This is a genomic window from Aeromonas sp. SrichE-2G, assembly GCF_017939565.1.
In the GTDB taxonomy this organism is placed as follows: domain Bacteria; phylum Pseudomonadota; class Gammaproteobacteria; order Enterobacterales; family Aeromonadaceae; genus Aeromonas; species Aeromonas taiwanensis.
Genome location: NZ_JAGKRG010000053.1, coordinates 304,558 through 330,600, shown reverse-complemented (window position 1 = coordinate 330,600; position 26,043 = coordinate 304,558). Strand labels below are relative to the sequence as shown.

At 62.4% G+C, this 26,043-nt stretch carries 19 protein-coding genes and 1 pseudogene; 12 read left to right on the top strand and 8 right to left on the bottom strand.

Annotated elements, in window-relative coordinates; all coding sequences use genetic code 11:
* The first annotated feature begins 17 nt into the window (after window positions 1-17).
* From J9885_RS17920 to J9885_RS17885, 8 genes are all read left to right on the top strand, one after another.
* Complete coding sequence (locus J9885_RS17920) at window positions 18-485, top strand: NUDIX hydrolase (protein WP_210550256.1); 468 nt, start codon at window positions 18-20, stop codon at window positions 483-485.
* Between the two features lie 158 nt (window positions 486-643).
* On the top strand, window positions 644-1,750 hold the full coding sequence (mnmA, locus tag J9885_RS17915) for a tRNA 2-thiouridine(34) synthase MnmA (RefSeq protein WP_210550255.1): 1,107 nt from the start codon (window positions 644-646) through the stop codon (window positions 1,748-1,750).
* 171 nt (window positions 1,751-1,921) lie between these two features.
* Window positions 1,922-2,533 carry a high frequency lysogenization protein HflD gene (gene hflD / locus J9885_RS17910; protein ID WP_043759119.1) on the top strand — a complete coding sequence of 204 codons (612 nt, stop codon included), beginning with the start codon at window positions 1,922-1,924 and terminating at the stop codon, window positions 2,531-2,533.
* 126 nt (window positions 2,534-2,659) lie between these two features.
* Window positions 2,660-4,030, top strand: a complete 1,371-nt coding sequence (purB, locus tag J9885_RS17905; RefSeq protein ID WP_210550254.1) for an adenylosuccinate lyase — start codon at window positions 2,660-2,662, stop codon at window positions 4,028-4,030.
* A 160-nt stretch (window positions 4,031-4,190) separates the two neighbouring features.
* On the top strand, window positions 4,191-5,321 hold the full coding sequence (locus tag J9885_RS17900) for a cupin domain-containing protein (RefSeq protein ID WP_210550253.1): 1,131 nt from the start codon (window positions 4,191-4,193) through the stop codon (window positions 5,319-5,321).
* A 383-nt stretch (window positions 5,322-5,704) separates the two neighbouring features.
* Entirely contained in the window at window positions 5,705-7,117 is a 1,413-nt protein-coding gene (pykF, locus tag J9885_RS17895) for a pyruvate kinase PykF (protein WP_043759114.1), read from the top strand.
* 148 nt (window positions 7,118-7,265) lie between these two features.
* Window positions 7,266-10,577, top strand: coding sequence for a mechanosensitive channel MscK (mscK, locus tag J9885_RS17890; RefSeq protein WP_210550252.1), 3,312 nt, complete (start codon window positions 7,266-7,268; stop codon window positions 10,575-10,577).
* Between the two features lie 122 nt (window positions 10,578-10,699).
* A complete protein-coding gene (locus J9885_RS17885) occupies window positions 10,700-11,317 on the top strand; it encodes a LysE family translocator (protein ID WP_210550251.1) in 618 nt (205 codons plus the stop codon).
* 48 nt (window positions 11,318-11,365) lie between these two features.
* On the opposite strand, the gene J9885_RS17880 is transcribed toward J9885_RS17885, so the two are convergent.
* The 5 genes from J9885_RS17880 to J9885_RS17860 form a co-directional block, all read right to left on the bottom strand.
* Window positions 11,366-13,549 (bottom strand): carbohydrate-binding protein, encoded by a 2,184-nt coding sequence (locus tag J9885_RS17880; protein ID WP_210550250.1) that lies wholly within the window; start codon window positions 13,547-13,549, stop codon window positions 11,366-11,368.
* Window positions 13,550-13,663: 114 nt separating this feature from the next.
* Window positions 13,664-15,271 (bottom strand): glycoside hydrolase family 3 N-terminal domain-containing protein, encoded by a 1,608-nt coding sequence (locus tag J9885_RS17875; protein ID WP_210550249.1) that lies wholly within the window; start codon window positions 15,269-15,271, stop codon window positions 13,664-13,666.
* 30 nt (window positions 15,272-15,301) lie between these two features.
* The gene (locus J9885_RS17870; protein ID WP_210550248.1) at window positions 15,302-16,279 is read right to left on the bottom strand and encodes an ABC transporter permease; all 978 of its coding nucleotides are present in this window, start codon (window positions 16,277-16,279) and stop codon (window positions 15,302-15,304) included.
* Between the two features lie 17 nt (window positions 16,280-16,296).
* Window positions 16,297-17,781 carry a sugar ABC transporter ATP-binding protein gene (locus J9885_RS17865; protein ID WP_210550247.1) on the bottom strand — a complete coding sequence of 495 codons (1,485 nt, stop codon included), beginning with the start codon at window positions 17,779-17,781 and terminating at the stop codon, window positions 16,297-16,299.
* A gap of 52 nt (window positions 17,782-17,833) precedes the next feature.
* Complete coding sequence (locus J9885_RS17860; protein ID WP_246877004.1) at window positions 17,834-18,931, bottom strand: substrate-binding domain-containing protein; 1,098 nt, start codon at window positions 18,929-18,931, stop codon at window positions 17,834-17,836.
* A 252-nt stretch (window positions 18,932-19,183) separates the two neighbouring features.
* Between J9885_RS17860 and J9885_RS17855 the strand changes: the two genes are divergently transcribed.
* Both J9885_RS17855 and J9885_RS17850 read left to right on the top strand, forming a co-directional pair.
* Window positions 19,184-19,951: a helix-turn-helix transcriptional regulator gene (locus tag J9885_RS17855; RefSeq protein WP_210550246.1), complete on the top strand. Its 768-nt coding sequence runs from the start codon at window positions 19,184-19,186 to the stop codon at window positions 19,949-19,951.
* Window positions 19,952-19,982: 31 nt separating this feature from the next.
* Window positions 19,983-20,993 (top strand): beta-propeller fold lactonase family protein, encoded by a 1,011-nt coding sequence (locus tag J9885_RS17850; RefSeq protein WP_210550245.1) that lies wholly within the window; start codon window positions 19,983-19,985, stop codon window positions 20,991-20,993.
* A gap of 67 nt (window positions 20,994-21,060) precedes the next feature.
* Here J9885_RS17850 and J9885_RS17845 read toward each other — a convergent pair whose 3' ends face one another.
* The 3 genes from J9885_RS17845 to J9885_RS17835 form a co-directional block, all read right to left on the bottom strand.
* Window positions 21,061-21,636, bottom strand: coding sequence for a YSC84-related protein (locus J9885_RS17845; RefSeq protein ID WP_167576614.1), 576 nt, complete (start codon window positions 21,634-21,636; stop codon window positions 21,061-21,063).
* An 89-nt stretch (window positions 21,637-21,725) separates the two neighbouring features.
* Window positions 21,726-22,466, bottom strand: coding sequence for a dienelactone hydrolase family protein (locus J9885_RS17840; RefSeq protein ID WP_210550244.1), 741 nt, complete (start codon window positions 22,464-22,466; stop codon window positions 21,726-21,728).
* 143 nt (window positions 22,467-22,609) lie between these two features.
* Window positions 22,610-23,848, bottom strand: a complete 1,239-nt coding sequence (locus tag J9885_RS17835; protein ID WP_043808776.1) for a uracil-xanthine permease family protein — start codon at window positions 23,846-23,848, stop codon at window positions 22,610-22,612.
* 317 nt (window positions 23,849-24,165) lie between these two features.
* Between J9885_RS17835 and J9885_RS17830 the strand changes: the two are divergent.
* Together J9885_RS17830 and J9885_RS17825 are read left to right on the top strand one after the other, a co-directional pair.
* Window positions 24,166-25,338: pseudogene (locus tag J9885_RS17830) on the top strand (hypothetical protein); the annotation flags it as partial.
* A 332-nt stretch (window positions 25,339-25,670) separates the two neighbouring features.
* On the top strand, window positions 25,671-26,012 hold the full coding sequence (locus J9885_RS17825) for an RT0821/Lpp0805 family surface protein (protein WP_043759075.1): 342 nt from the start codon (window positions 25,671-25,673) through the stop codon (window positions 26,010-26,012).
* Window positions 26,013-26,043 lie beyond the last annotated feature (31 nt).

Below are 26,043 nucleotides of genomic sequence, written 5' to 3'. Positions count from 1 at the left end.
CGAGACAAGGAGTCCCTATGATAGAACATCCCCCCCTTCCCTCCCGCCTCACCGTGGCCGCTGTGGTGCACTGGCAGGGACGCTTCCTGCTGGTAGAAGAGGAGATAGCGGGCCGGCGCCGCTTCAACCAGCCTGCCGGCCATGTGGAGCCTGGGGAAGATCTCATCCAGGCCGCCTGCCGCGAGCTGAAAGAGGAGACGGGGCTCACCGTGCCTCCCACCGCCTGGCTCGGGGTCTATCTCTACAAGCCGGCGGACAGCGAGGCCACCTTTGTGCGCACCGCCGTCATCTTCGACCTTGAAAAGGCGCCGGGTCAGCACCATCCAGAGGATCCCGACGGCGACGTGCTTGCCTGCCACTGGCTCAGCCTGGAGGAGATCGCCGAGTGCAAGCCGGCCCTGCGCAGCCCCCTGGTGTGGCAGTGCATCCAGGACTATCTGTCCGGTACCCGCTTGCCGCTGTCGGCCCTCAAGGCCTTCATTTAAGCGCCATTAGACGCTCTTTTTGATGCTATGGGGCCGAGACAAGAAAAACGATTTCCCGCTGCCAGGCTCCCGATGGGCAAGGCGGCATGGAGATGTGACCGGGGGCGCAAAACTCTGGTAGAATACGCCCCGTTTAAACGAACTGGTAACTTCGACTAATGACAGACAACAGCCAAATCAAGGTGATCGTCGGCATGTCCGGCGGCGTGGATTCTTCCGTCTCGGCCTACCTGCTCCAGCAGCAGGGCTATCAGGTCGAAGGCTTGTTCATGAAGAACTGGGAAGAAGACGACACGGACGAGTACTGCTCTGCCGCCCAGGATTTGGCTGATGCCAAGGCCGTCTGCGACAAGCTGGGGATGAAACTCCACACCATCAACTTCGCCGCCGAGTACTGGGACAACGTGTTCGAGCACTTCCTGGAAGAGTACAAGGCAGGGCGTACGCCGAACCCCGATATCCTGTGCAACAAGGAGATCAAGTTCAAGGCGTTCCTGGAGTTTGCCGCCGAAGAGCTGGGGGCCACCTACATCGCCACCGGCCACTACGTGCGCCGTGACAACAGTACCGGCCGCCCGCGCCTGCTGCGCGGTCTGGATACCAACAAGGATCAGAGCTACTTCCTCTACACCCTGAGCGAAACCCAGGTGGGTCAGAGCCTGTTCCCGGTCGGGGATCTGGAGAAGCCCGAGGTGCGCCGCATCGCCGAGCAGCTCGATCTCATCACCGCCAAGAAGAAGGATTCCACCGGCATCTGCTTCATCGGCGAGCGCAAGTTCAAGGACTTCCTGGCCAAGTTCCTGCCCGCCCAGCCCGGCCCCATCGAAACCGTGGATGGCAAGGTGATCGGCGAGCACCAGGGTCTGATGTACCACACCCTGGGCCAGCGCAAGGGCCTGGGGATCGGCGGCATGAAGGATGCGACCGAGGAGGCCTGGTATGTGGTGGACAAAGAGGTGGAGCGCAACACCCTGGTGGTGGCGCAAGGGGAGCATCCCCGCCTCTACTCCGACGGCCTCATCGCGAGCCAGCTACATTGGGTGGATCGCACCCCCATTCGCGAGCCGCGCCGTTGCACCGTCAAGACTCGTTACCGCCAGCAGGACATTCCCTGCCTCATCCAGCCCATCGACGATGAGACCATCCGGGTCATCTTCGACGAGAAACAGTCTGCGGTGACCCCGGGCCAGTCCGCCGTCTTCTACGACGGGGAAGTGTGTCTGGGTGGCGGCATCATAGAGCAGCGTTTCAGCCATCCGGTGTGATGAGCAACAAGGGCCGCAACGTGCGGCCCTTGGCAGACACCTTCGGCCAACGGGCTCGCGCCTGTTTGAAGCGTGAACAAAAGGCCACAAGCGTGAGCCACCCATTCCAAGGCCGGATCCTGGCCGACTGCGCCATCAGTCGGCGGATGAACAGAACAGGGCTGTGAAGATATGAGCGACAAATTCCAAGACAGAACCATGGCCTTCGCCGGCATCTGCCAGGCGGCCTATCTGGTGCAGAAGGTGGCCCGCGACGGCACCTGTGACGAGGCCTCCCTGCGCGAGAGCCTCTCCAGCATCCTGGTCACCGACCCCAAGCAGCCGCTGGACGTGTTCGGCAACCACCTCGCCATTCGCGACGGCTACCGCGCCCTGGTGGAGCAGCTGGGTGCCGATGGCAGCCAGAAGAATGCCGAGCTGACCCGCTACGTGGTGAGCCTGATTGCGCTCGAGCGCAAGCTGGCCAAGCGCAAGGACATTCTCAACATGCTGGGGGAGCGGATCAGCCAGATCGGCCGCCAGCAACAGCATTTCGACCTGCTCGACGAGCAGATCCTGGCCAACATGGCGAGCATCTACAGCGACCTCATCAGCCCCATCGGGCCGCGCATCCAGGTAGCGGGTACCCCGCTGTTCCTGCAGCAGCCCCTGGTGCAGCACAAGGTGCGCGCCCTGCTGCTGGCCGGCATCCGCGCCGTGGTGCTGTGGCGCCAGCTGGGCGGCAGCCGTACCCAGATCATCTTCGCGCGCAAGAAGATGGTGGAGCTGGCCAAACGTTACTAAATATCCGCTCGTGCCCGGGCACAGGGTCGACACCAGGGTGAACAGCCGCACATCCCCCTGGATGACGACCCGGCCAAGACACGAGAGGCGACGAATCCCCCACACCAATCATCAGGAGTTCACCCCATGGAGCTGTCCGCGCTGACTGCCGTTTCCCCGATTGACGGTCGTTATGGCGACAAGGCCGATGCCCTGCGCCCTATCTTCTCTGAATTCGGTCTGCTGCGTTTTCGCGTCGAAGTCGAGGTTCGCTGGTTGCAAAAACTGGCCAGCCACGCCGGGATCCCGGAAGTCCCTGCCCTGAGTGCGGCCGCCAGCGCCCTGCTCGACGGCATTGTCAGCGACTTCAACGAGAGCGACGCCGCCCGCATCAAACAGATCGAGCGCACCACCAACCATGATGTGAAAGCGGTGGAGTACTTCCTCAAAGAGAAGGTGGAAGTGAACCCCGAGCTTGCCGCCGTCAGCGAGTTCATCCACTTCGCCTGCACCTCCGAAGACATCAACAACAACTCCCACGGCCTGATGCTGAAGACCGCTCGCGAAGAGGTCATCAAGCCCTATTGCGAGAAGCTGATCAGCGAAATCAAGCGCCTGGCCGTCGAGTACCGCGACATGCCGCTGCTGTCGCGCACCCACGGCCAGCCGGCGACCCCGAGCACCATGGGCAAGGAGATGGCCAACGTCGCCTACCGTCTGGAGCGCCAGCTCAAGCAGATCATGGCAGTCGAGATCCTCGGTAAGATCAACGGTGCCGTGGGCAACTACAACGCCCACCTCAGCGCCTATCCGGAAGTGGACTGGCACCAGTTCTCCGAGGAGTTCGTCACCTCCCTGGGCCTGACCTGGAACCCCTACACCACCCAGATCGAGCCGCACGACTACATCGCCGAGCTGTTCGACGCCATGGCGCGCTTCAACACCATCCTGATCGACTTCGATCGCGACGTGTGGGGCTACATCTCCCTGGGCCACTTCAAGCAGCGCACCATCGCCGGTGAAATCGGCTCCTCCACCATGCCGCACAAGGTCAACCCCATCGACTTCGAAAACTCCGAAGGCAATCTGGGTCTGGCCAACGCCGTGTTCCAGCACCTGGCGAGCAAACTGCCCATCTCCCGCTGGCAGCGTGATCTGACCGACTCGACCGTGCTGCGCAACCTGGGTGTGGCGGTGGGTTACTCCCTGATTGCCTATCAGGCGACCCTGAAGGGCATCTCCAAGCTGGAAGCCAACGCCGATGCCATGGCCGCCGATCTGGACGCCAACTGGGAAGTGCTGGCCGAGCCCATCCAGACCGTGATGCGCCGTTACGGCATCGAGAAGCCCTACGAGAAGCTCAAAGAGCTGACCCGTGGCCGCCGCGTGGACGCCGAGGGCATGCGTACCTTTATCGACACCCTGGAATTGCCGGAAGCCGTGAAAGTCGAGCTGAAGAAGCTGACCCCGGCCAACTACATCGGCGACGCCCAGCGTCTGGTCGATCTGCTGAAATAAGCTGATAACCAATGAACAGGGGCCCTGTGCATGCTCTGCCACAGGGCCCCTGCTATTTTCGACCGGCAAAACTATGTTCAAGTCAGGACCATGTTGAACCGAGTGGCCTTGCCCAAGCCCGCCTTGGGCAAGCCCTCTCTCACAAGATACGAGAAGCACCATGTACCAACTCAATCTGGATATCGCTCACTTCCTCGAGCACTACTGGCAGAAGCGCCCGCTCCTCATCAAGGGCGGTTTCACCGACTTTCAGGATCCCATCAGCCCGGATGAGCTGGCGGGGCTGGCCATGGAGGACGTGATTGAATCGCGCCTGGTGACCCGCTTCAACAACAAGTGGGAAGCCTCCCACGGCCCCTTCGAATCCTATGACCACCTGGGCGAGGAGAACTGGACCGTGCTGGTGCAGGCCTGCAACCACTGGGTTCCCGAGGTGCACGAGCTGGCGGTGCCGTTCCAGTTCATCCCGGGCTGGCGCTTTGACGATGTGATGGTGAGCTTCTCCACCCCCCATGGCGGCGTCGGCCCCCACATCGACAACTACGACGTCTTCATCACCCAGGGCCAGGGCAAACGCCACTGGCGCGTGGGCGATACCAAGCCGCTCAGCGAGTTCGCCGCCCACGCCGCCCTGCTGCACTGCGAGCCGTTCGAGGCGATCATCGACGTCATCATGGAGCCGGGCGACATCCTCTACATTCCGCCCGGATTCCCCCACGAAGGCTACGCCATCGAGCCCTCCCTGAACTTCTCCGTGGGCTTCCGCGCGCCTGACGCAAAAGCGCTTATCTCCTCCTTTGCCGATCACCTGATCGACAACGAGATGCGCACCGAGCGTTACGGCGATGCCGACCTCCAGCCCCGTGCCCGCCACGGCGAGATCCAGCCCTTTGAGCTGCACCGCCTGCGGGAGCTGATGCAGCAGGCTCTGGACGACGAGACCCTGTTCAAGGAGTGGTTTGGCACCATGATCTCCGAGGCCAAGCACGATCTGGACGTGAGCCCCATGGAGCCCGACTACAGCGCCGACGAGGTGGCCGACCTGCTGAGCCAGGGCGAGCCCGCCATCAAGGTGCCGGGGCTGCGCTCTGTCTGGTTCAGCGGCGAGAGCCGGACCTGTTACATCGACGGCGAGGCCTGGACCCTGCCGAGCGAGGATCCGGCCGCCATCTCGCTCCTGTGCGACAAGGACATCATTACCCAGGATGAGCTGGTGGAGCTCGCGGATCAGGCCGGCTTCCTGCAGCTGCTGACCCGGCTGGTCAACCGCGGCTACTGGTTCTTCGGCTAAACTCGCCCAGACAACGACAAGGCGCCGCTGGTGACAGCGGCGCCTTGTTATTTTGCAGACCCCCTTTGTCGTCGCCTGTGCTGGCAACCGACGGCCCCCCCACTACACTTGGTGACGGTCGACCATGAAGCCCCTGTCGCTCATGTCACCATGTTGGTTATTTAACAACATCCGAACGACACCCAAGCGGACACAGGGTGGGCACCAAATGAACCGGTACATGGAGGAACCAATTATTTTAGCCCGTAAAATCAACAGTGAGCGAAAACGTTATCTTTCAAAATGAGGCAGTTTTCACTCAAAACGTTGTTTCTGGATCATAAAAAGTATCCAAAAACTGGTGTATATTGCACGGCGGAAATTCCTTAACCATGAAGACTGACATGAAAAAGACCAAAATCGTCTGCACCATCGGTCCCAAGACCGAATCCAAAGAAATGCTGGGCAAGATGCTGGATGCCGGCATGAACGTCATGCGCCTGAACTTCTCCCACGGCGATTACGCCGAGCACGGTGGTCGCATCAGCAACCTGCGCGCTGTCATGGCCGAAACCGGCAAGCAAGCAGCCATCCTGCTGGACACCAAGGGTCCGGAAATCCGCACCATCAAGCTGGAAGGCGGCAACGACGTCTCCCTGGTCGCCGGCCAGACCTTCACCTTCACCACCGACCAGACCGTGGTTGGCAACAAAGACAAAGTGGCCGTCACCTATGCCGGCTTCGCCAGCGACCTGCGCGTCGGCAACCGCATCCTGGTTGACGACGGCCTGATCGGTCTGGACGTCATCGAGATCACCGAGCGCGAAGTGATCTGTAAAGTGCTGAACAACGGCGATCTGGGCGAGAACAAGGGCATCAACCTGCCCGGCGTCTCCATCAAGCTGCCGGCCCTGGCCGAGAAAGACAAGCGCGACCTCATCTTCGGTTGCGAGCAGGGTGTCGACTTCGTGGCCGCCTCCTTCATTCGCAAGAAGGAAGACGTGCTGGAAATCCGTGAGCACCTGAAGGCCCACGGCGGCGAGAACATCCAGATCATCTCCAAGATCGAAAACCAGGAAGGCCTGGACAACTTCGACGAGATCCTGGCTGTCTCCGACGGCATCATGGTCGCCCGTGGCGACATGGGTGTGGAAATCCCGGTTGAAGAAGTTATCTTCGCCCAGAAGATGATCATCGAGAAGTGCAACAAGGCGCGTAAAGTGGTTATCACCGCGACCCAGATGCTGGACTCCATGATCAAGAACCCGCGTCCGACCCGTGCCGAAGCCGGCGACGTGGCCAACGCCATCCTGGACGGTACCGATGCGGTCATGCTGTCCGGCGAATCCGCCAAGGGCAAGTACCCGCTGGAAGCCGTGACCATCATGGCCACCATCTGCGAGCGTACCGACTCCGTGATGCCGTCCAACCTGTCTGCTGCCAACGACAGCAACAAGCTGCGCATCACCGAAGCGGTATGTAAAGGCGCGGTCGAGACCTCCGAGAAGCTGGATGCCCCGCTGATCGTGGTCGCCACCGAAGGCGGCAAGTCTGCCAAGGCCATCCGCAAGTACTTCCCGAAAGCCTGGATCCTGGCCATCACCACCAACAAGAAGACCGCTGCCCAGCTGGTACTGACCAAGGGTGTGGTGACTCACGTGGTTGACTCCATCGCCTCCACCGACGATTTCTATCGCATCGGCAAAGAAGCCGCGCTGGAAATCGGCATGGGCGTGAAGGGTGATGTGGTTGTCATGGTCTCCGGTGCCCTGGTACCGAGCGGTACCACCAACACCGCCTCCGTTCACGTGCTGTAAGTACGCCTGAACCGATGAAACGGCGCCACGAGGCGCCGTTTTTTTTTCTCTTTCCCCCTGCAGCCCTTCTTGTACCGGTGCTAGAATCCACGCGGATTTTCCCCTGGTGGAAAATCACCCGAACCTCGCATATACACCCGGACGTTTTATGTTCTCTACACGATTCAAAAGAGCCTCGGCCGCCCTGTTGCCGCTGCTCTGTTTACTCATCACACTCGGCTCCCCGACGGCGATGGCGCAAGAGCTGCCTCAGCGCGCCACCGTACAGCGGGCCATCGATGCCCTCGGCAAGGCGGAGACCGTCAGCCAGCAGGCAGACCAGAAGTTCCTGACGGACACCCTCTCCCTGCTCGACAGCATCGACAAGGAGAAGATCAAGGCCAAAAGCCTGAGCGAGCGCATCCGCTCCCTGCCGTCCGAGCTCAAGGATATCAGCACCAAACTCGATGCCCTGACCCAGGGCAAGAGCCTGGAACAGCTGAAGAGCGAATACGCCAGCATGAGCCTGAACGAGCTGGAGAGCCGTCAGCCCGATGTGCTGGCCAACATGCAGGCGGCCCAGGAAGCCATCGGCGCCATAGCAAGCCGCCTCACCAGCCTGCAGACCCTGCCGGAACGGGCCCAGGCCAGCATGAGCCGGGCCTACCAGCGCAGCCAGGAGATCCGCACCCGCCTCAGCGCCGGTGACGGGGTAAGCAGCGCCGAGAAGATGAAGCTCAATACCGAGCTGGCCCTGCTGGATCTGCAGCTGGCCAACCTGCAGAAGGAGCTGGACAACCGCACCAGCATGCAGGATCTGGCCATCAAGCAGCGCGACTACCAGGGGGCGCGCCTCGCGAGCGAAGAGCAGAAACTCCAGGTGCTGCAGGAGCAGAGCAGCGCCAAGCGCCTGGGTGACACCGAGAAGACCGCAGAGCAGACCGGTGAGCTGGTCGCCACCGAGGACAACCCCCTGGTGCAGAAAGAGCAGGAGATCAACCACCAGCTCAGCCAGCAGCTCATCAGCGCCACCACCAACCTCAACTCCCTCGCCCAGAAAAATCTGCAGGCCAAGAGCTGGCTGGAGCGCGGCACCCAGACCGAGCGCAACCTCAACGAACAGGTGCAGATGCTCAAGGGCAACCTGCTGCTGTCGCGCATCCTCTACCAGCTCTACCAGCAGCTGGAAGCCGTCCCCTCCACCCTGGTGAAAAACCTGGAGGAGCAGATCGCCGACCTGCATCTGGCCCAGTTCGAACTGAGTCAGCAGCGTGACCAGCTGTTCCAGAAGAACCTGTATCTGGACAACCTGATCGCCAGCAGCGGCGAGACGGTGAGCGAGGAGGACAGGGCAAACCTGGCCAAGCTGATCGACACGCGCGTCAGCCTGCTGGACCAGCTCAACCGCCAGATGGATGCCCAGCTGACCAACGCCATCAGCCTGCAACTGACCCAGCAGCAGCTGACCCGGGTCTATGCCTCCATCGAATTCACCCTGCAACAGCACATCTTCTGGGTGAGCAGCAACAAGCCCATCGACGGCAAGTGGTTCTTCAGCTGGCCTGCACTGGCCTACAAGCAGGCTTCCGACTGGGTCCTCAAACCTGACTGGAGCGGTTGGGGCGACATGCTGCTGCCCATCTCCCTGCTCGCCCTGCCGCTGCTGTTGATCGGGGGGCTGCTGATGTGGAAACGGTCGGCCCTGCTCGAGCGCCAGAAGCGGATCGCCAAGGATCTGGGGCGCTTCCGCCAGGACAGCCAGTGGCACACCCCCCGCGCCCTGCTCTATACCGTGTTGCAGCGCCTGCCGGGCAGCCTCTTCATCCTGGCCGCCGGTCTGCTGCTCACCTACTGCGGATTGCTGAGCCCGCGTCTCATCTTCCAGATCACCCTGAACCTGGCACTCGGCTACCTGGTGTTCAGCGTCTACCTGTCGGTGATGCGCCCGGGTGGCATCGGCGAGACCCACTTCCGCATCCCCCGTGACGAGTTGCAGGCCAAACGCAACAGCATGCGCTACCTCTGGCTGCCCCTGCTGCCCCTCATCATGCTCTCGACCAAGGCGGTGGTGGAACCCTCCACCCTTGGCAACGACGTGATCGGCCAGGTGCTGACCCTGGTGCTGCTGGGCCTGACTGCCTACCTGATCTTCCCCATCTCCCGCGCCCGCATCAAGGGCGAGGCGAGCATGCAGAAGTCCCTCGTCGCCATGGCCCTGGCCCTGGCACCGGTGGCGCTCATCGTGCTGGTCGGCCTGGGTTACTACTACACCGCATTGAAGCTGACCGGCCGCCTGATCGAGTCCTTCTACCTCCTCATCATCTGGGGCCTGGTCTATCGCACTGCCCTGCGTGGTCTTGAGCTCGCGGCCCGTCGCCTCGCCTACCGCCGTGCGGTGGCCAAGCGCGAGCACAAGAGTCAGGAGGATGCAGAGGGTGGCGAAACCATCGAAGAGCAGCCCATGGATCTGGAAGAGGTCAGCCAGCAGTCCCTGCGCCTGACCCGCATCATGCTGCTGCTGGTGTTCGGCGTCGCCTTCTACTGGCTCTGGTCCGATCTGGTGGCGATCTTCTCCTACCTCGACAGCATGGTGCTGTGGCACAAGAGCGAAGGGACCGGGGCCAACGCCGTCCTCTTCCCCATCAGCCTGAGCGACGTGCTGATCGGTCTCCTCCTGCTGGGGGGCGCCCTGTCCCTGGCCCGCAACCTGCCGGGTCTGCTGGAGGTGCTGGTGCTGTCCAGGCTGAACCTGGCCCAGGGCACCGCCTACGCCATCACCACCATGCTCAACTATGTACTGATCGGTGTCGGCTCCCTGGTGGCACTCTCCATGATGGGCGTCCAGTGGGACAAGCTGCAGTGGGTTGCGGGGGGTCTGTCCGTCGGTATCGGTTTTGGCATGAAGGAGATCCTCTCCAACTTCGTCTCGGGCATCATCATCCTGTTCGAGCGTCCGGTACGGATCGGTGACACCGTCACCATCGGCACCTTCTCGGGCACCGTCTCCAAGATCCGCATCCGCGCCACCACCCTGACCGACTTCGACCGCAAGGAAGTGATCATCCCGAACCAGCAATTGATGACGGAGAGGCTGATCAACTGGTCCCTGAGTGACACCATTACCCGTGTCATCGTGAAGGTCGGGGTAGCCTATGGCTCGGATCTGGAGCTGACCCGCAAGCTGCTCAATCAGGCCGCCATGGAGAACAGCCGGGTCCTGAAGGATCCCGAACCCATCGTCTACTTCCTCACCTTCGGCGCCAGCACCCTGGATCACGAGCTGCGCTTCTTCGTGAGCGAACTGGGGGATCGCAACCCGGCCATCGACGAGCTGAACCGCCGCATCGACGTGCTGTTCCGCGAGCACGGCATCGAGATCGCGTTCAACCAGATGGACGTCTACATCAAGAACATGCAGGGAGAAGAGCAGAAGGTGGAGTCCCGTCCGGCCCTGCCGCCGGCGGAGAATCCCTCCGCCTGATCCCGCCCTCTTGCACAGGCCCCGTCATGGGGCCTGTTTTTTTTCGTCCCCGCCCGCGCCTTGAAAGCACAGAGACTTCCCCAATATAGGGAAGACAACGGACTGTCACCCCGAGGAACCTTATGGACTATCTCTATGCCGTGGTGCTCTTTGCCATCTCGGCATCGGTCACCCCGGGGCCGAACAACATCATGGTGATGAGCGCCGGTGCCAACTTCGGGGTCAGGAAGAGCCTGCCGCTGCTCATGGGGATCTGCGTCGGCTTCACCCTGATGCTGTTGCTCGTGGGCCTCGGCTTCGGCCAGCTCTTTACCCTCTTCCCCGGACTGCACCTCTTCATCAAGTACGCGGGCCCCCTCTACCTGCTCTATCTGGCCTGGCTCATCGCCCGTTCGGCGGGCGAGGTGACGGGGAGCACTCAGGCCCGCCCCCTCGGTTTCTTCAAGGGCGCCCTGTTCCAGTGGGTCAATGCCAAGGCCTGGGTGGTCGCCACCGGCGCCATCGCCGCCTTCACCAGCGCGGGAGCCGGGTTCCACCAGCAGAACCTGACCATCGCCCTGACCTTCTTCATCGTCTCGTTCCCGAGCGTCGGACTCTGGCTCCTGTGCGGCGCCCTGCTCAGGCGCTGGCTGGCGAGCCCCCTTGCCCGCCGCCGCTTCAACCTGGTCATGGCCACCCTGCTGGCGCTCTCCGTCGTGCCCGTCATCCAGGAGATCGGGAGGCAACTGCTCTCCCAATGAAACAGGCCCCTCATGGGGCCTGATTGTGATACTTTTCCAGCCTGCGGCTTAACTGCAGGGACCGATGAGTTTCCAGGGGTCTCCGCCACTTGGCAGATTGCCGCTGTTCCACCACTTGGCCTCGTAGATGTTGCCGTTATAGGTCACTTGATTGCCTGTGGTATAGACGGCGCCACTGCTCCAGCTTGCCGGGCAGCTGCTGCCCTGCTCGAAGCTGGCCGACAGGCTATGAGCTCCGCTCAGGGCCCTGAAGGTGTAGCTTGCCGCCACCGCCTTGGCAACTCCATCCACGACCAGGGATTTCACCTTGAACCCCGCGTCCGGTACCAGATTGACGGTGAAGTCACTACCGCCCCTGGCTTTCAGCACGCCGCCCATCGGCGCCGGTGAGATAGATCCCCCGCTCCCTATGGTCACGCTGATGTCGAAGAAGACCGGGATATCGATGGTCACTTCGCTATAGCTTCCACTGAATCCCGCGAAGTTGGCGGCCGTCAGGCTCTCCACCAGGGTGTTCCTCAACACTATCTGTTTGTTGTCCCCCTTGGCATAGGGCTCCACCAGGCTAATGACAACATCGCCCCCCTCCTGGCTCAACTTGATGCCGGAGAAGGGCACCGGCTGGTTGCTCGGGGTAGTGATGACGGTCTTCGCCGGATCGAAGCGGTTGACCACGAGTGTCATATTCCAACCCCAGTTGAGCGAGCTGAGCGGCACTATGTAACCGAGCCGATTATAGCTGCCGGTGACATTGGTGAACATCTCGGGGCGCAGGTCGCCGAGGCTCAGTCCGGTCAGTTCGAAGGAGGAGTAGATACCACCATCCTCCGCCTGCGGGCCTATCACCACTGAGGTGGCGGTCTCGTAGGCCTTGAGATGCTTGAAGCCGATGCCCGCACTCCCCGCAATCTTGTCCACCGCAGGATCGAAGCCCTGCACCACCTGCTTGCCCGAGTTCCAGGCCAGGGTGTAGATGTCGGACTTGGTGATGACGGCGGCCGGGTTGGCCTGTACCGAGGCAGCGCCTACCCCCTTGAGCAGTACCCGTTGACCGGCAAACTGCAGCTCGGTGCCGCCTGCCACGTCGGCGATCACCAGATCGGCCAAGGGATCTGCCAGGCTCCAGCCGCGCAGCACGATGAGATCCTCGCCCACGGTGAAGTCATTGATCGTGGTCAGGCCGTTGGCCTGCTCGTTGAGCAGGAGCTGATCCTTGCCGCCGCCGGTGATGACAATGTCGTTGCCCCAGCCAGCCATCAACACCTCATCATAGGGCGAGCCCTGGGTCACGCTGTCCCCCGGGGTGTCAAACAGATTGTTGTAATCGCCAAACTTGTGGACGTACTTGGTAATGCAGGTGCCGAGCTCATCGCAGGTGATCTGGTCCTTGGTGAGCAACGCCGCCGCTCCCCAGGCACCGCGCAGATGTGCCGCCGCCAGGATACCGGACATGGTCGCCCTCACCTGGACAGGCTGACCGTTGTCATCCTTGTCAGGCCAACTCTTGGCCAGGGCCTGGGCCCAGGTCATGTTGGCGTCCTTGAGTAGCTTGCTGATCACCTGATAGTTGAAGTGCATGGCGTCGCGCATCACCAGTTCCTGCTTCTCGGGCAAGCGCAGATCCGCGAGGGAGTGGATGCCATTCTTGCCGACGAAGGTCCCCTGCCAGCGGTTGACGTCGGTTACATAGACCTTGTTGCCGCCTGAGCCCTCAATCTCTGCCAAGGCCTCGGTCTTGCAACCCGCCCAAGTGGCGTCGGGTACGAACATGTAGAAGCTGTCGTACTCCTTGCCATCCAGGGTCACTTGCTTCGGACTGTAATAGCCCGCGTCGATCAGTACGGCCTCCCCCAGCTGATAGCCGATGAAACCCCAGGCATTGGTGGAGCTGTACTGCATCTTCCTGAACATGGCCGCATCGTTCGGAGTCGCTGAGTTATAAAGATTGCCAATCCCCAGCTTGTTGAAGAAGCCGCTGATGGTGGTCGGCTCCGAGAGCATGGTGCCGGTGGAGCAGTCTCTCACCAGTCGGCCCGGTGCCGTCACCTGCGCATAGGTGTAGACGGGATTGTCGAGGTTTTGCAGATAGAAATCGGCCAGGGCCGGGTTGATCCCCGACTCGAAGTTGCGCAGCGCATCCAGGAAATCCTGGGTGCCTCCCTTCGCTGCCAGGGTGGGGGCGGCCAATGCCAGCAATACGGTGGCCGAGACGAGCTTGATGGTGGTTTTCAAAGCCTGAACTCTCCTTGTTGGTTCATTGATTACCGGGCCTTCACCCGGCGCTGCTCCCAACCACACACCTCTAGGAGATATCCCCGCCACCCCAGGATGGCGGAAGAAACCGGTTTAACTGACCAGGCTTACCGCCCGGCTCTGTTGCGTCTCCAGCCTGCCCAGCAGCACCTCTGCGGCGGCGCGGGCACTCTCTGGCCTGGCCGAGTGGCTGCACAGGTAGTAGCGCACCTCGGGGTAGCCAAGCAGGTCGTAGGGACTGCGCAGCGCCACCACGATCAGTCTGTCTATCTCGCAGCTGAGCCGGCGCACCAGAGCCTGCGCCTCTTGCTGCTCGAAATCCTCCCCGGGCAGAGGGTGGTTTTCGGTTACCAGCACCAGCCAGCCCTCTCTCAGGCAATTCAGCTCGTCGAGTCCCACTTCTCGCCCCCCCTGCTGCACTGGATTCAGGGCCGCGATAAAGTGGTCGTAGGCGGGCTCGCGCTGATTGGGGCCGATGCCGCGAGGGTTAGTGAGGTTGCGGTAGCTGGCCGCCGGGGTAGCATTGAGCACATAGAGAGGGGCATTGCCGAGCACCGGCACTTGGCGCAGCCAGGTCAGGGCCGCACCGGCACACTCCCGGGCCACCCGCTGATGGGCAGGGATGTCGACTCCCCCATAGAGGGCCATGGGCACCAGTCTGGTGAGCTTGAAAGCGACGATGCGGGCCAGGGCGGCATCGATCAGCGCCTCGTCCAGCTCCCCCGTCGCCACCGCGGCCATGACGCCGTGGATCATGGCGAGTTGCTTGTCGAGGTAGCCGTCGCTGTGGTCGTAGTGCTCCTCGGAGAGCATGATCATGTTGACGCCGGCCTTGAGTGCCAGCACCGCCGCCGTGGACGGCGAATAGTGATGAACGATGGCCCCCATGTTCATGCTGTCGGAGATGATGATCCCCTCAAAGCCCATCTCGGTGCGCAGCAGATCCTGCAGGATGACGGGAGACAGGGTAGCCGGCCGCTCGCTATCGATCTGCGGATAGAGGATATGGCTGGTCATGATGAGCTCCACGCCAGCGTCGATGGCTGCCTGGAAGGGCAGCAGATCCTGCTCGCGCAGTTCGGCGAGAGACTTGTCTACCCTGGGGATCTCCCGGTGGCTATCGCCCTGGGTATCGCCGTGCCCCGGGAAATGCTTGCCGCTGCCACAGATGCCGCCACCATGCAGACCCCGCACCGCCGCCGCCGAGTGTAATGCCACCCTGGCAGGCTGGTCACCGAAGGAGCGGCTGTCGATGATGGGAGATCTCGGATTGAAGTTGACGTCGCAACAGGGCCCAAGAATGCAGTTGAAACCCGCGAGGCGCATCTCCTCGGCCATGACGCCATACATGCGCTCCGTGTTTTGCCCCTGCTCCGCCACCCCGAGGGCCAGGTTGCCAGGCCCTGTGGTGGACTCGCCCACCAGCACTCCCCAGGCCCCCTCCTGATCCACACCCAGCAGCAGCGGCAGCCGCCCCAGTTCGGCACCTATTTCCGTCAGCGCCCGGGTCAACCGCTGGGCCTCTTCGAAAGTGTCGCTGTTGTCCTGGCTGAGGTAGCAGCCTCCCAGGTTGTACTCGGTGATCAGGGGGCGTATGGTCTCGGCCGACTTGCCGGGAAAGGCCAGGATAAACAGCTGGCCCACCTTCTCCTTGAGGCTCCAACGGGCGATGATGTTCGCCACCTCGGCATCTATCTGCATGGTCTCTTCCTTGGTTGTCTGAGGATGAACTTATTGTTTGCGCAGCTGTTTGAGCTGCCCCATGGTGAAGGTGACGGCCACGATGACGATGATGCCGCGCAGGATCAGCTGCTGATCCACGTTCAGTCCCATCAGGATCAGACCGTTATTGACCATGCCCATGATGAGGGCACCGATGACGGACCCCACCACTGTGCCCTTGCCACCAAACAGGTTGGTCCCCCCTATGATGACGGCGGCGATCACCAGCATGAGATCGTTCTCCCCCAAGGTGTAGCGGGCACTCTGCAACCGTCCCGAGTAGAGGATGCCCGCAAGGGCGGCCAGGAAGCCGTTGAGCATCAGTACATAGAGCTTGATGCGATTGATGTTGATGCCCGAATACATGGCAGAAATCTTGTTGCCACCGGTGGCCAGTACCTGCTTGCCGAAGCGGGTGTTTCGCAGCACCATGGCCCCCACCACCGTCACCAGGATGGTCCAGACAAAGAGCACCGAGATGGGACCTATATCCCCAGAACCGAAGATGAAGACGTAGAGCTCGTTGTCGATGGGAATGGATTGCAGCGAGGTAGACCAACGTGCGATGCCGGTGATGATCCCGGTGGTGCCGAGTGTCACCAGGAAGGAGGGTATGCCGACCTGGGTCACGAACATGCCGTTGATGGCGCCTATCATGATGCCGACCAGCAGCGCCGCCGACATGGCCAGCAGTATGCTGTTTGTCTCCTGCAGGGTCAGGGCCGCAACGATGGCGCTTAAGGCCACCGTCGCCCCGAACGAGAGATCAATCTCGGCGGCGCTCAGCACGAAGGTCATGCCCACCGCCATGATGGCGATGGTGGCAGTCTGCCGCGCGATGTTCATCAGGTTGACCGAGCTCAGGAAGCCCTTGTCATGGAGCACCACCGAGAAGAATACGAAGATGCCGACGAACACCAGATAGATGATGTAGTCGCGCCAGTTGATACGGCCACCCTTGGGGGCCGGCAGGGTTAAATCTTTCATCCTTGATCCCTCGTTTGTCATTGAACCGCCGCCAGCAGCGTCTCTTCGTTCATTCGCCGCCCTTCCAGGCAGGCGACGATACGTCCCTTGTTCACCACGTAAATGAGGTCGCAGAAGCTGGCGACCTCGGCATATTCACTCGACACGAAGAGGGCGCCATTGCCTGCGGCGACATAGCTGTCCACTATCTTCATGATTTCGTACTTGGCATGAATGTCGATGCCGAAGGTGGGGTCATCCAGCAGCAGCACCCTGGCCTCGGTGGAGAGACACTTGCCTATCACCACCTTCTGCTGGTTGCCCCCCGACAGGAAACGCACCGACTGCTCTGGACCGCTGGTCTTGACCCCCAGGCGCCGGATCTGGTCGCGCACCATGGCATCCCCCTTCGGTTTGTCCAGCCCCAGCCCCTGGGTGAGGCGGTCATAGGCTGCCATCAGCATGTTGTCCGCCACCGAGAAGTCGAGCACCAACCCCTGGCTGCGGCGCTCCTCCGGCACCATGTTGATACCAAGGGCGATGGCCTCTCTGGGGGAGCAGATCCGCACCGACTCACCCTGGATACGGATTTCCCCGTGCCGCACAGGCGCCAGGCCATAGATGGCCTCCAGGATCTCGGTACGTCCGCTGCCAAGCAGCCCCGCCAGCCCCACCACCTGGCCCGGCAGCACCCTGAGCGACACCTGGTGCAGCTGTTCGTTGGATACATCGATCAGCTCCAATAGCGGCACGGTATCAGAGGGGGGGACCGGGCGAGGCCAGCTCAGTGAGGTGTCCCCCTTGCCGCCCAACATGGCCTCCACCAGTGCCTCGACGCTGGTGGTGGCGGTCGGGGTGGCGAGCACGGTGTGGCCATCACGGAGTACGGTCACCGCATCACAGACCCGCATGATGTCGCTCAGATAGTGACTGATGTAAATGACGGACATCCCCTGCCCCTTGAGAGTGGCGATCACCTTGAACAGTTCGTTTATCTCGCCGCTGGAGAGCGATGCGGTCGGCTCGTCCAGCACCAGGATGCGGGCGTTCTGCGCCAGGGCCTTGGCTATCTCGACGAACTGTTGCTGGCCGACGCTGAGCTTCCCCACCTCGCAGGCCGGATCCAGCTCGACGCCGAGCATGGCCAGCAGAGGCCGAGCCCGGCGTATCCGTTCCCGGTTGGAAATGAGGGAGCCCTCCTCGCCCCCCCCGGCCAGGAAGATGTTGTCGGCCACCGACAGGGTCGGGACCAGGCTGAGATCCTGATAGACCATGGCGATCCCTTCGGCTTGCGCCTCCCTGGGGGTGCTGAAACGGCAGGGCTTGCCAAACAGTAGTACCTCTCCCCCGTCCCGACAGTGAAAGCCGTTGAGCAGCTTGACCAGGGTGGACTTGCCAGCGCCGTTCTGGCCGATGATGGCATGCACTTCCCCCCGTTTGAGGCGAAACGACACATCCTTGAGCACGGGGATGCCGTCAAACCCCTTCCTGATACCACTCGCCTCGATTGCGTACTGCTCCATCTGCGACTCCTTGAATGAGAGACCCTGGCGTGAGAGACCCGCCACCATGCATCTATTGACTGAGGGGCTGATCCAGCGCCTTGACCACCGCCGCCGGCGGTTCCCGGCGCAGCGCCTGCTGCCAGGCATCGGCCAGGTTGGCGCGGGTGACCGCATCGGCGGAGACGGTGACGAAGGGGGGCGTCGACTCGCCCAGTTTGGCCAGCACCCCCATGGTGGCCAGGGTCTGGCCGAGATCGTAGGGCAGGTCCGTCACTATGCCGGCCACGTTGCGTCCCTTGGCCATGTCCAGCGCGTTGGCAGCCCCGAGATCCATGGTGATCACCTTGATGTCCTTGCGCCCGGCGGCGCGGGTGGCGGCGACCACCCCCTCGGCGATGGAATCCCAGGGTGCGTAAATGGCCTGGATGTCCGGGTGCTGGGTGATGAGAGCCGAGGCGACTATCTCGCCATCGTTGGCGTTGGCGATCCCCTGCTTGGCGAGGATCTGGATGCCGGGATGATGCTTGGCCAGGTTGGTCAGCACAGCCTGATCCCGTTGATTGGTGACGTAGTAGTTCGCCTCGTGATAGATGAACCCGATCTTGCCCTGCTCACCCACCGTCTTGGCCAGCATGTCGGCAGCCAGACCGCCCATCTCGAACAAGTCATCCGTGACGATGCCGGCATAGTCCTTGCCGTGCTGGAAACCGGTCGGCAGGTTGCTGATCAGCACCAACTTGCTGCCCTGCTGAACGGCGGGGCGGAAAGCGGCAGCCCCGGAGACGGGATCCACCACCAGGGTGATGAGGATGTCGGGAGACATGGCCATCACGGTTTCCACGTCAGTCTTCTGTTTGTTGGCGTTGAACTCGGCGTCTGTCACCGCCACCACCTTGACGTTCAGCTCCTGAAACTTCTCCTTGGCGCCTTTGATGAGGGCACTCGACCAGTCCGAGGTGGTGTGCATCAGGATGGCGGCGGTGTAATCCTTCGCCTTAGCCTGGGCCTGCTGCTCGGCACTGAGTGTTATCTGGGTATAGGGGGTGGGATACTCACCGTTAGGTCCCAGCGTCGTCGCAACCTCTTGCGCGGTAGCCGACCCTGCGAGCAGCATGGCCCCCGCCAGCCCGGCCGCTAAAAAGTGTTGAGGTAAGGTCCTTGCCAGCATGGTATTCTCCCTATATCCATTGAGTGGTTGATAGGTATTATCTAGGTGTTTAGTGGCCTTTAATGAGACTCTGCTCACTAAATGCCCCGATATTTTCGTGACCACCCTCACACATATGTTTGTTTTTTGTTAAGTGACGCAGTATTCAGGCAAAGATACCTAGGTGTTTTCTCACCCCTGAAAGCAGGGGGGGGTGGATACCCAAAAGGGTCTATTGCGTACAGCATCACAGGACGCGAAACCGGATAGCCAATGAGTAACAAGCTGACCCCCCTCGCCGAGCAGGGACTCTGTCACCGTTTGCTGGCGCGAAACGACCTCTATTTCATCGCCTTCGACCAGCTGGAGCAGGTGGTCGCCTCCAGCTACCCGGTCGATACCCTGGTCCTTAATCGACTCGACGATCTGGTGTTCCTGGTCGGCCCGGATTATCTGAAGGCCATTCGCCAGCGCATCCGTGGCCACCTGCCTCCCCTGCACTTCGAGATCCTCAACCTCGCCTTTGAGCTGTTCGCTCACGAGGAGGCGGATCAGCCGCTCATCTGGTGTCTGCAGATAAGGCCGAGCGACAACCTGCAGGAGAGCGCCATCGAGCAGGATCACCGACTCATCAACGAGCTCAGCCACTCCCTGGCGGCCCTCAGTAACAGTGCGGCACCGGAGATGGAGGCCCAGCGTCTACAGCTGATCGGCCGACATCTGCCGGAGGTGGAGCAGAAGCTGCAGCAGATCCGGGACCCGGCCCTGAAGATGTGTCTGGAGCTGATCCGCGCCAGCATGGAAAACAGCCTGCAGAGCCTGGAGGGGGACGGCAACCAGCGCCTGCTGACGGTGTTGACCCCTTCCGAGATGCAGGTGGCCGAATTCATCCGCAGCGGCATGTCCAGCCAGGAGATCGCCAGCGCCCTCAACGTGGCGAAGAAGACGGTCGAGAACCACCGCAACAGTGTGCGGATCAAGCTGGGACTGGCGAATCGCGGGGTCAATCTGCGCAATTACCTTCTCAGCCTGGAGAAATAATCTGCGCGACCCTCATTCTCAGGAGCATGCAATGCAACAAGTGGTTTATGTGGCCAACCCGGTGAGCGGGTTGATCCATGTGTTTCAGCTGGCGGAGGGCGAGCTGCTGCCGCTGCAGGAGGTACAGACCGGCGGCGAGGTGCAGCCCCTGGTCATCAGCCCCGACAGGCGCTGGCTCCACGCCGGAGTACGCCCCGACTTTCGGGTGTTGAGCTACCCCATCGCAGCGGACGGCCGGCTGGGGACGCCGGCCTCGGCGCCGCTGCTCGGCAGCGCCTCCCACACCTGCACCGATGGGAGCGGCCGCCTCTTCTTCGCCGCCTCCTACGCCTTCAACCACGCCAGCGTGTCGCGCATGGACGAGCAGGGGCAGATGCAGCCCCCTCACCAGTGCCTCGACGGCCTGATGGCGGCCCACTCGGTGACGTGGCTGGCGGGGCATGACGGTGAACAGGAGCTGCTGGTCGCCTGCCTGAAGGAAGACGCTATCCGCCGCTTTACACTGACGGAAGACAGGCTGACCCCCCACCCCCTCGGGGATCTGCACACCGCCCAAGGCGCAGGCCCCCGCCATCTGGCGCTGCACCCGACCAACGGCGATCTCTACTGCCTCAATGAGCTCGACGGCACCCTCAATTGCTACCACAGGGAGGCGGACGGCCGCATCGAGGTCCGCCAGAGCCTGGACATGCTCCCCCCCGGCTATGAGGGCGAGCGCTGGGGGGCGGACCTGCACCTGACCCCGGATGGCCGCTTCCTCTACACCAGCGAGCGGGCCAGCAGCCTGCTCACCCTGTTCGGGATCGATGCCCGGGACGGCGCCCTCACGACCCTCGGCCACTTCCCGACCGAGGCCTGCCCCCGCGGCTTTGCCATCGACCATGGCGGCCGCTGGCTCATCGCCACCGGACAGCAGTCCGATCAGGTGGCCGTGCACCGCATCGACCCCGAGAGCGGGCAGCTGACCCTGGCCTCCTGCCAGCCCGTGGGCAAGGGGGCCATGTGGGTGAGGGTTCTGGATCTCGCCGGGCGCCCCGCCTGAACGGCATTAAAAATACAGGCGGCGCTCATGGAGCGCCGCCTGGGAGGTGGACCGGGCCATCCGGCCCTCACTTGCCGTTGAGATCATCATCCGGCCAGTACTTGTAACCCTGCAGGGTGGCCTGCGCCGCCAGCCCCTGCTCGGTCAGCTGGTACACCTTCACCCGCTGGAAGTCGGCGTTGGCCGCCTCGCTGACCACCACCTTGCCATCGTCCGCCGCCTTGGCCGCCAGGTCGGCCTGGGCGCCGGCATCGAAGCCCGAGGTGATGAAACGATCCAGCGCGGCGGTCTCGTTGAAGATGATCAACGCCTTGAACTGCTTGATCCCGAGGCCCACGCCGAAGCCGGCGGTGGCCATCTTCATGTAGGTGTCGCGACCGGTTCTGTTGTCCCGCAGGACCCCGTACCCGCTCCCCGCACTGAGGAGAAAGAGGTTGTTGTTCAAGTTGCTAAAGACCGCATAGCCCTTGGCACGGCTCACTTCCTGCCTGATGGCCGGCTTCTGGCCATACAGGGCCGAGAGCGTCTCCTGACGCATCTGCAAGATGCTGTTGCGCTGCTCGCTCGGGGTGTCCCCTTTCGCGGAGCATCCCGCCAGCACCAACACGATCAACAGTTGGCTCCAGAACTGCAATTGACGCATATCTTCACTCCTTGTTGTATTGATTCGCGGGACACCATGCCCGGGGCGGGCAGCATCACATCTGACCAGTATATCCTATCCGGGTCCCCTCACCCCTTGGTCACCTCCCCGAGGAAGTCGATGAAGCGGCGCCAGGATTTCGCATCCGCGTCGGCACGGTAGTTGTCCGAGCCAAAGACACTGAAGGCGTGGGGGGCACCACTGTAGCTGGTCGCCTCGTGCTTCACCCCGGCGCTCTCCAGCTCGCCGACAAGCGCCGCAAACTGCCCGAGGGACACCGCCTCGTCGGCGCTGCCGTGCTGGATCAACAGCGTCCCCTTCGCCTGCCGGTAATCTTGTCCGGCCGGGGTCTCGAGCCCGCCGTGTACGCTCACCACCCCCTTGAGATCCGCCCCGCTGCGCGCCAGCTCCAGCACGGCGGCGCCACCAAAGCAGTAACCGAGCGCCACCGCATTGTCGAGCCGTCCCCCCTGTTTACCGGCTTCGGCCATCCCCCCCTGCAACAGCTTGCGCATTTTGGCTCTGTCCTGATAGAGGGCTCCGGTCAGCTGCTTCTTCTCCTCCATGGCGGTCGGCCTCACTCCTGCACCGAACAAGTCCACCGCGAAGACGCTGTAACCAAGCGCCACCAGCATCTCGGCCCGCTTGACCTCGTAGCCGTTCAGCCCGTCCCAGTCGTGCACCAGCAGCACCAGGGGCGCCTGCTTGTCGGCAGCCGCCAGGTAATACCCCTCGAACGGTTGACCTTCGACCTCGTAGCGCACCGCGCCCGCCTCGGCCGCGCCGCTGCCCATCAGCCCCAGCAGGGCCAGCATCCATGCCTTCTTCATCGCCTGTTCCTCTACCTGTGAACGATGCTCCTGATTGTAGCCGCTTGAGATGGGGAACCCGGAGTCAGTGGCGACGCCGCCAAAAAGAGAGAGGCCACCCGAAGGTGGCCTCTCTTTAATTGCAAACACAAAGATGCGTCGACTCAATCCTTGGCGCTCTCCATCGCGCCCTCTTCGGAGTGCTGGGGCAGAATGAGGTTCAGCAGGATCGCCGCCACCGAGGCCAGGCCCACGCCCGCCAGGGCGAAGTCACCGATCTTCATCTCCAGGGCGCCGACGCCCACGGTCAGGGTCACAGCCACGATGGCGATGTTGCGGGACAGACCCAGATCCACCTTGGACTCCACCAGGGTCTTGAGACCGATGGCGGCGATGGATCCGAACAGCAGCAGCATGATGCCGCCCATCACCGGCATGGGGATGGAGGTCAGCAGGGCGTTGAACTTGCCGAAGAAGGCCAGAATGATGGCGAACACCGCAGCCCAGGTCATGGTGACCGGGTTGAAGTTGCGAGTGATCATCACGGCGCCGGTCACTTCGGCGTAGGTGGTGACGGGGGGACCACCGATGAGGCCGGCGAAGCAGACTCCGATGCCATCACCGGCCAGGGTGCGGTGCAGACCCGGGTTCTTGGTGTAGTCCTTGCCGGTCACGCCGCCGATGGCCAGCACGCCGCCGATGTGCTCGATGCAGGGGGCAATGGCCACCGGCAGCATGAACAGGGCCGCAGCCCAGTTGATCTCCGGGGTCTCGAAGTGGGGCAGCGCCAGCCAGGGGGCGTTGACCATGCCGTCGAAGCTCACCTGACCCATCAGCACGGCAGAGACATAGCCCGCAATCACGCCGCACAGGATGGGGATGAGCTTGATCCAGCCCTTACAGAAGACGGCCGCGATCAGGGTAACCGCCAGCGAGATCCCCGCCAGGGTCAGTGCCGTGGTGGCAGGCACCACCTGCTCACCGCCGGCACGGCCCATGGCCATGTTGCAGGCCACCTGGGCCACCGACAGACCGATCACCATGATCACCGGGCCGATCACCACGGGAGGCAGCAGCTTGTGCACGAAGCCCATGCCCCGGGCGCGGATGACGGCCGCCAGGATGAAGTACATGAAGCCCGCGGCGAACAGACCGAACATGGTGGAGGGCAGGCCCCAGGTCTGGGTGGCATAGATGATGGGGGCGATGAAGGCGAAGCTGGAGCCGAGGAAGATCGGCACCTGACGGCGGGTGCAGAGCTGGAACAGCAGGGTGCCTACACCGGCGCCAAGCAGGGCCATGGAGGGGTTCAATCCGGTGAGCAGGGGCACCAGCACCATGGCACCGAAGGCGACAAACAGAATTTGCAGCCCGGCGACGCTTTGCTTGACCAAGGAAAACATGGGTATCCTTAATTTTTTGATAACTGACAGGGATATTTGACACTTTTCAGTCATCACAAGACGTTTTCAAGGCAGAAAATGGGCCGACGGGCGTCATTTGTTACCTTTCACTGCTTGGGGAGGGCATGAAACTGGCTTTTTAGGCGGGATTCGTTGCTACAAGCATCGAGGAAGCGATTTTACGCACTTTTATGGCCGACGCCAATCGTTTTTCAGGGTAGATAGCATGACAAGGGTTTCAACTGGTCGACGCAGATGTCGCCCCCATTCCCTCCCTATACTCGAAGGAGTGCCCAAATACCGACAAGGAGTTCCCCATGTCACTGCCCTCCTTCACACCCAGCCAGCGCCGACTGCTGGTGGGTTCGGCCATCGCTCTGGCCCTGTTTGCAACCCCGTACACCTATGATTTCAGCCACCACCAGTGGCAGCCGAATCAGGCCTATGCCAAGTCCTGCTTCATTGCCGGTACCCGTATCGTCATGGCCGATGGCAGCGAGCGCCCCATCGAGACGCTGCTGGCCGGTGAAGAGGTACTGGACCAGCATGGCCACCGCAACCGGATCCTGGCGATCGAGCGGGTACTGCTGGGCGCGCGCAGGCTCTACGGGATCAACCGGCTGGCCCCCTTCTTTACCGCCGAGCACCCCTTCCTGACCACCCGTGGCTGGGCAGCCATCGCGCCGGCCATGACCCGCACCGAAAACCCGACCCTGGCCGTGCTGCCGCTCTTTACCGGCATGCACCTGCTGGGCCGGCCGTTTACCAGCAGCGCGGGAGCTCTGGCGCTGGCCCCACACCCCGCCCTGCTGCTGGTGGAGTCCCTCTGCTGGCTTGACGCTGCGCCCACCACGGCGTTGTTCAACCTGATCCTCGATGGCAGCCACAGCTATATCGCCAATGGGTTGATCGTTCACAACAAGGGTGGCGACGACAGTGGCAGCAGTGACGGCGGCGGCAGTCAGGGTAGTGGCAGCAGCGGTGGTGGTAACGATAGCGGCGGCAGCCAGGGTAGCGACAGCAACGGTGGCAGTGACGATAGCGGCGGCAGCCAGGGTAGTGGCAGCAGCGGTGGCAGTGACGATAGCGGCGGCAGCCACGGTAGCGACAGCAGCGGTGGCGGTGACGATGGCGGCGGCAGTCACGGTAGCGATGACAGTGGTGGCGGTGAACACGCAGGCGGTGATCAGCATGCAGGAGGCGATCGCCATGCCGGGGGCGAACAACATGGCGGCGGAGAGCGCCACGCCGGTGGAGATCGTCATGGGGGCGGGCGTGGCCTGGGCAACGGCCTCGATGACAACGGCACGGATGCCATCGATGACAATGGCAACGAGATCCGTGGGGATGGCACGGTCGATGACAACGGCGTGGACGCCATCGATGACAACGGCAACGAGATCCGTGGGGATGGCACGGTCGACGACAACGGCGTGGACGCCGTCGATGCCGACGGCAACAAGCTGCGGGGAGACGGCACGGTCGATGACAACGGCGTGGACGCCGTCGATGCCGACGGCAACAAGCTGCGGGGAGACGGCACGGTCGACGACAACGGCGTGGACGCCGTCGATGCCAGCGGCAACAAGCTTAGGGGGGACGGCACGGTCGATGACAACGGCGTGGACTCCGTCGATGCCAGCGGCAACAAACTTAGAGGGGACGGCACGGTCGATGACAATGGCGTGGATGGCGTGGACGCCGTCGATGCCAGCGGCAACAAGCTTAGGGGAGACGGCACGGTCGACGATCGCGGTCAGACCCTGACCGATGAGCAGGAGCAAGCCCTGATCCGGCAGGGGTTTGACAGCAAGGTGCAGCCATGAGCCGTCATCTGCTGATTTTTCTGGCGCTGTGGTTGTCCGCCTGCGCCACCCAGCCACCCGCCCCCCTCTATCACCAGATGGACAAGCGCGACGTGGCGCTGGCCAACCAGGCGCTGGCCGAGGCGCTGCAAACCCGTCCCAAGGGCCAGAGCCTCACCTGGTTCAACTCCGCCAACCGCCACACGGGCAGCGTCACGCCGCTGCGCACCTTTCGCCACCCCAACGGCCTCTGGTGTCGCGACTATCGCGAGCAGCTCTACATAGGCCAGACCAGCCAGCAGTGGCAGGACACCGCCTGCCGCAGCAGGGAGGGCCGCTGGCTGCCCCTGCGAAGCTGACCGTCCGGCTGACAAAAAAAGGGGGGTGACC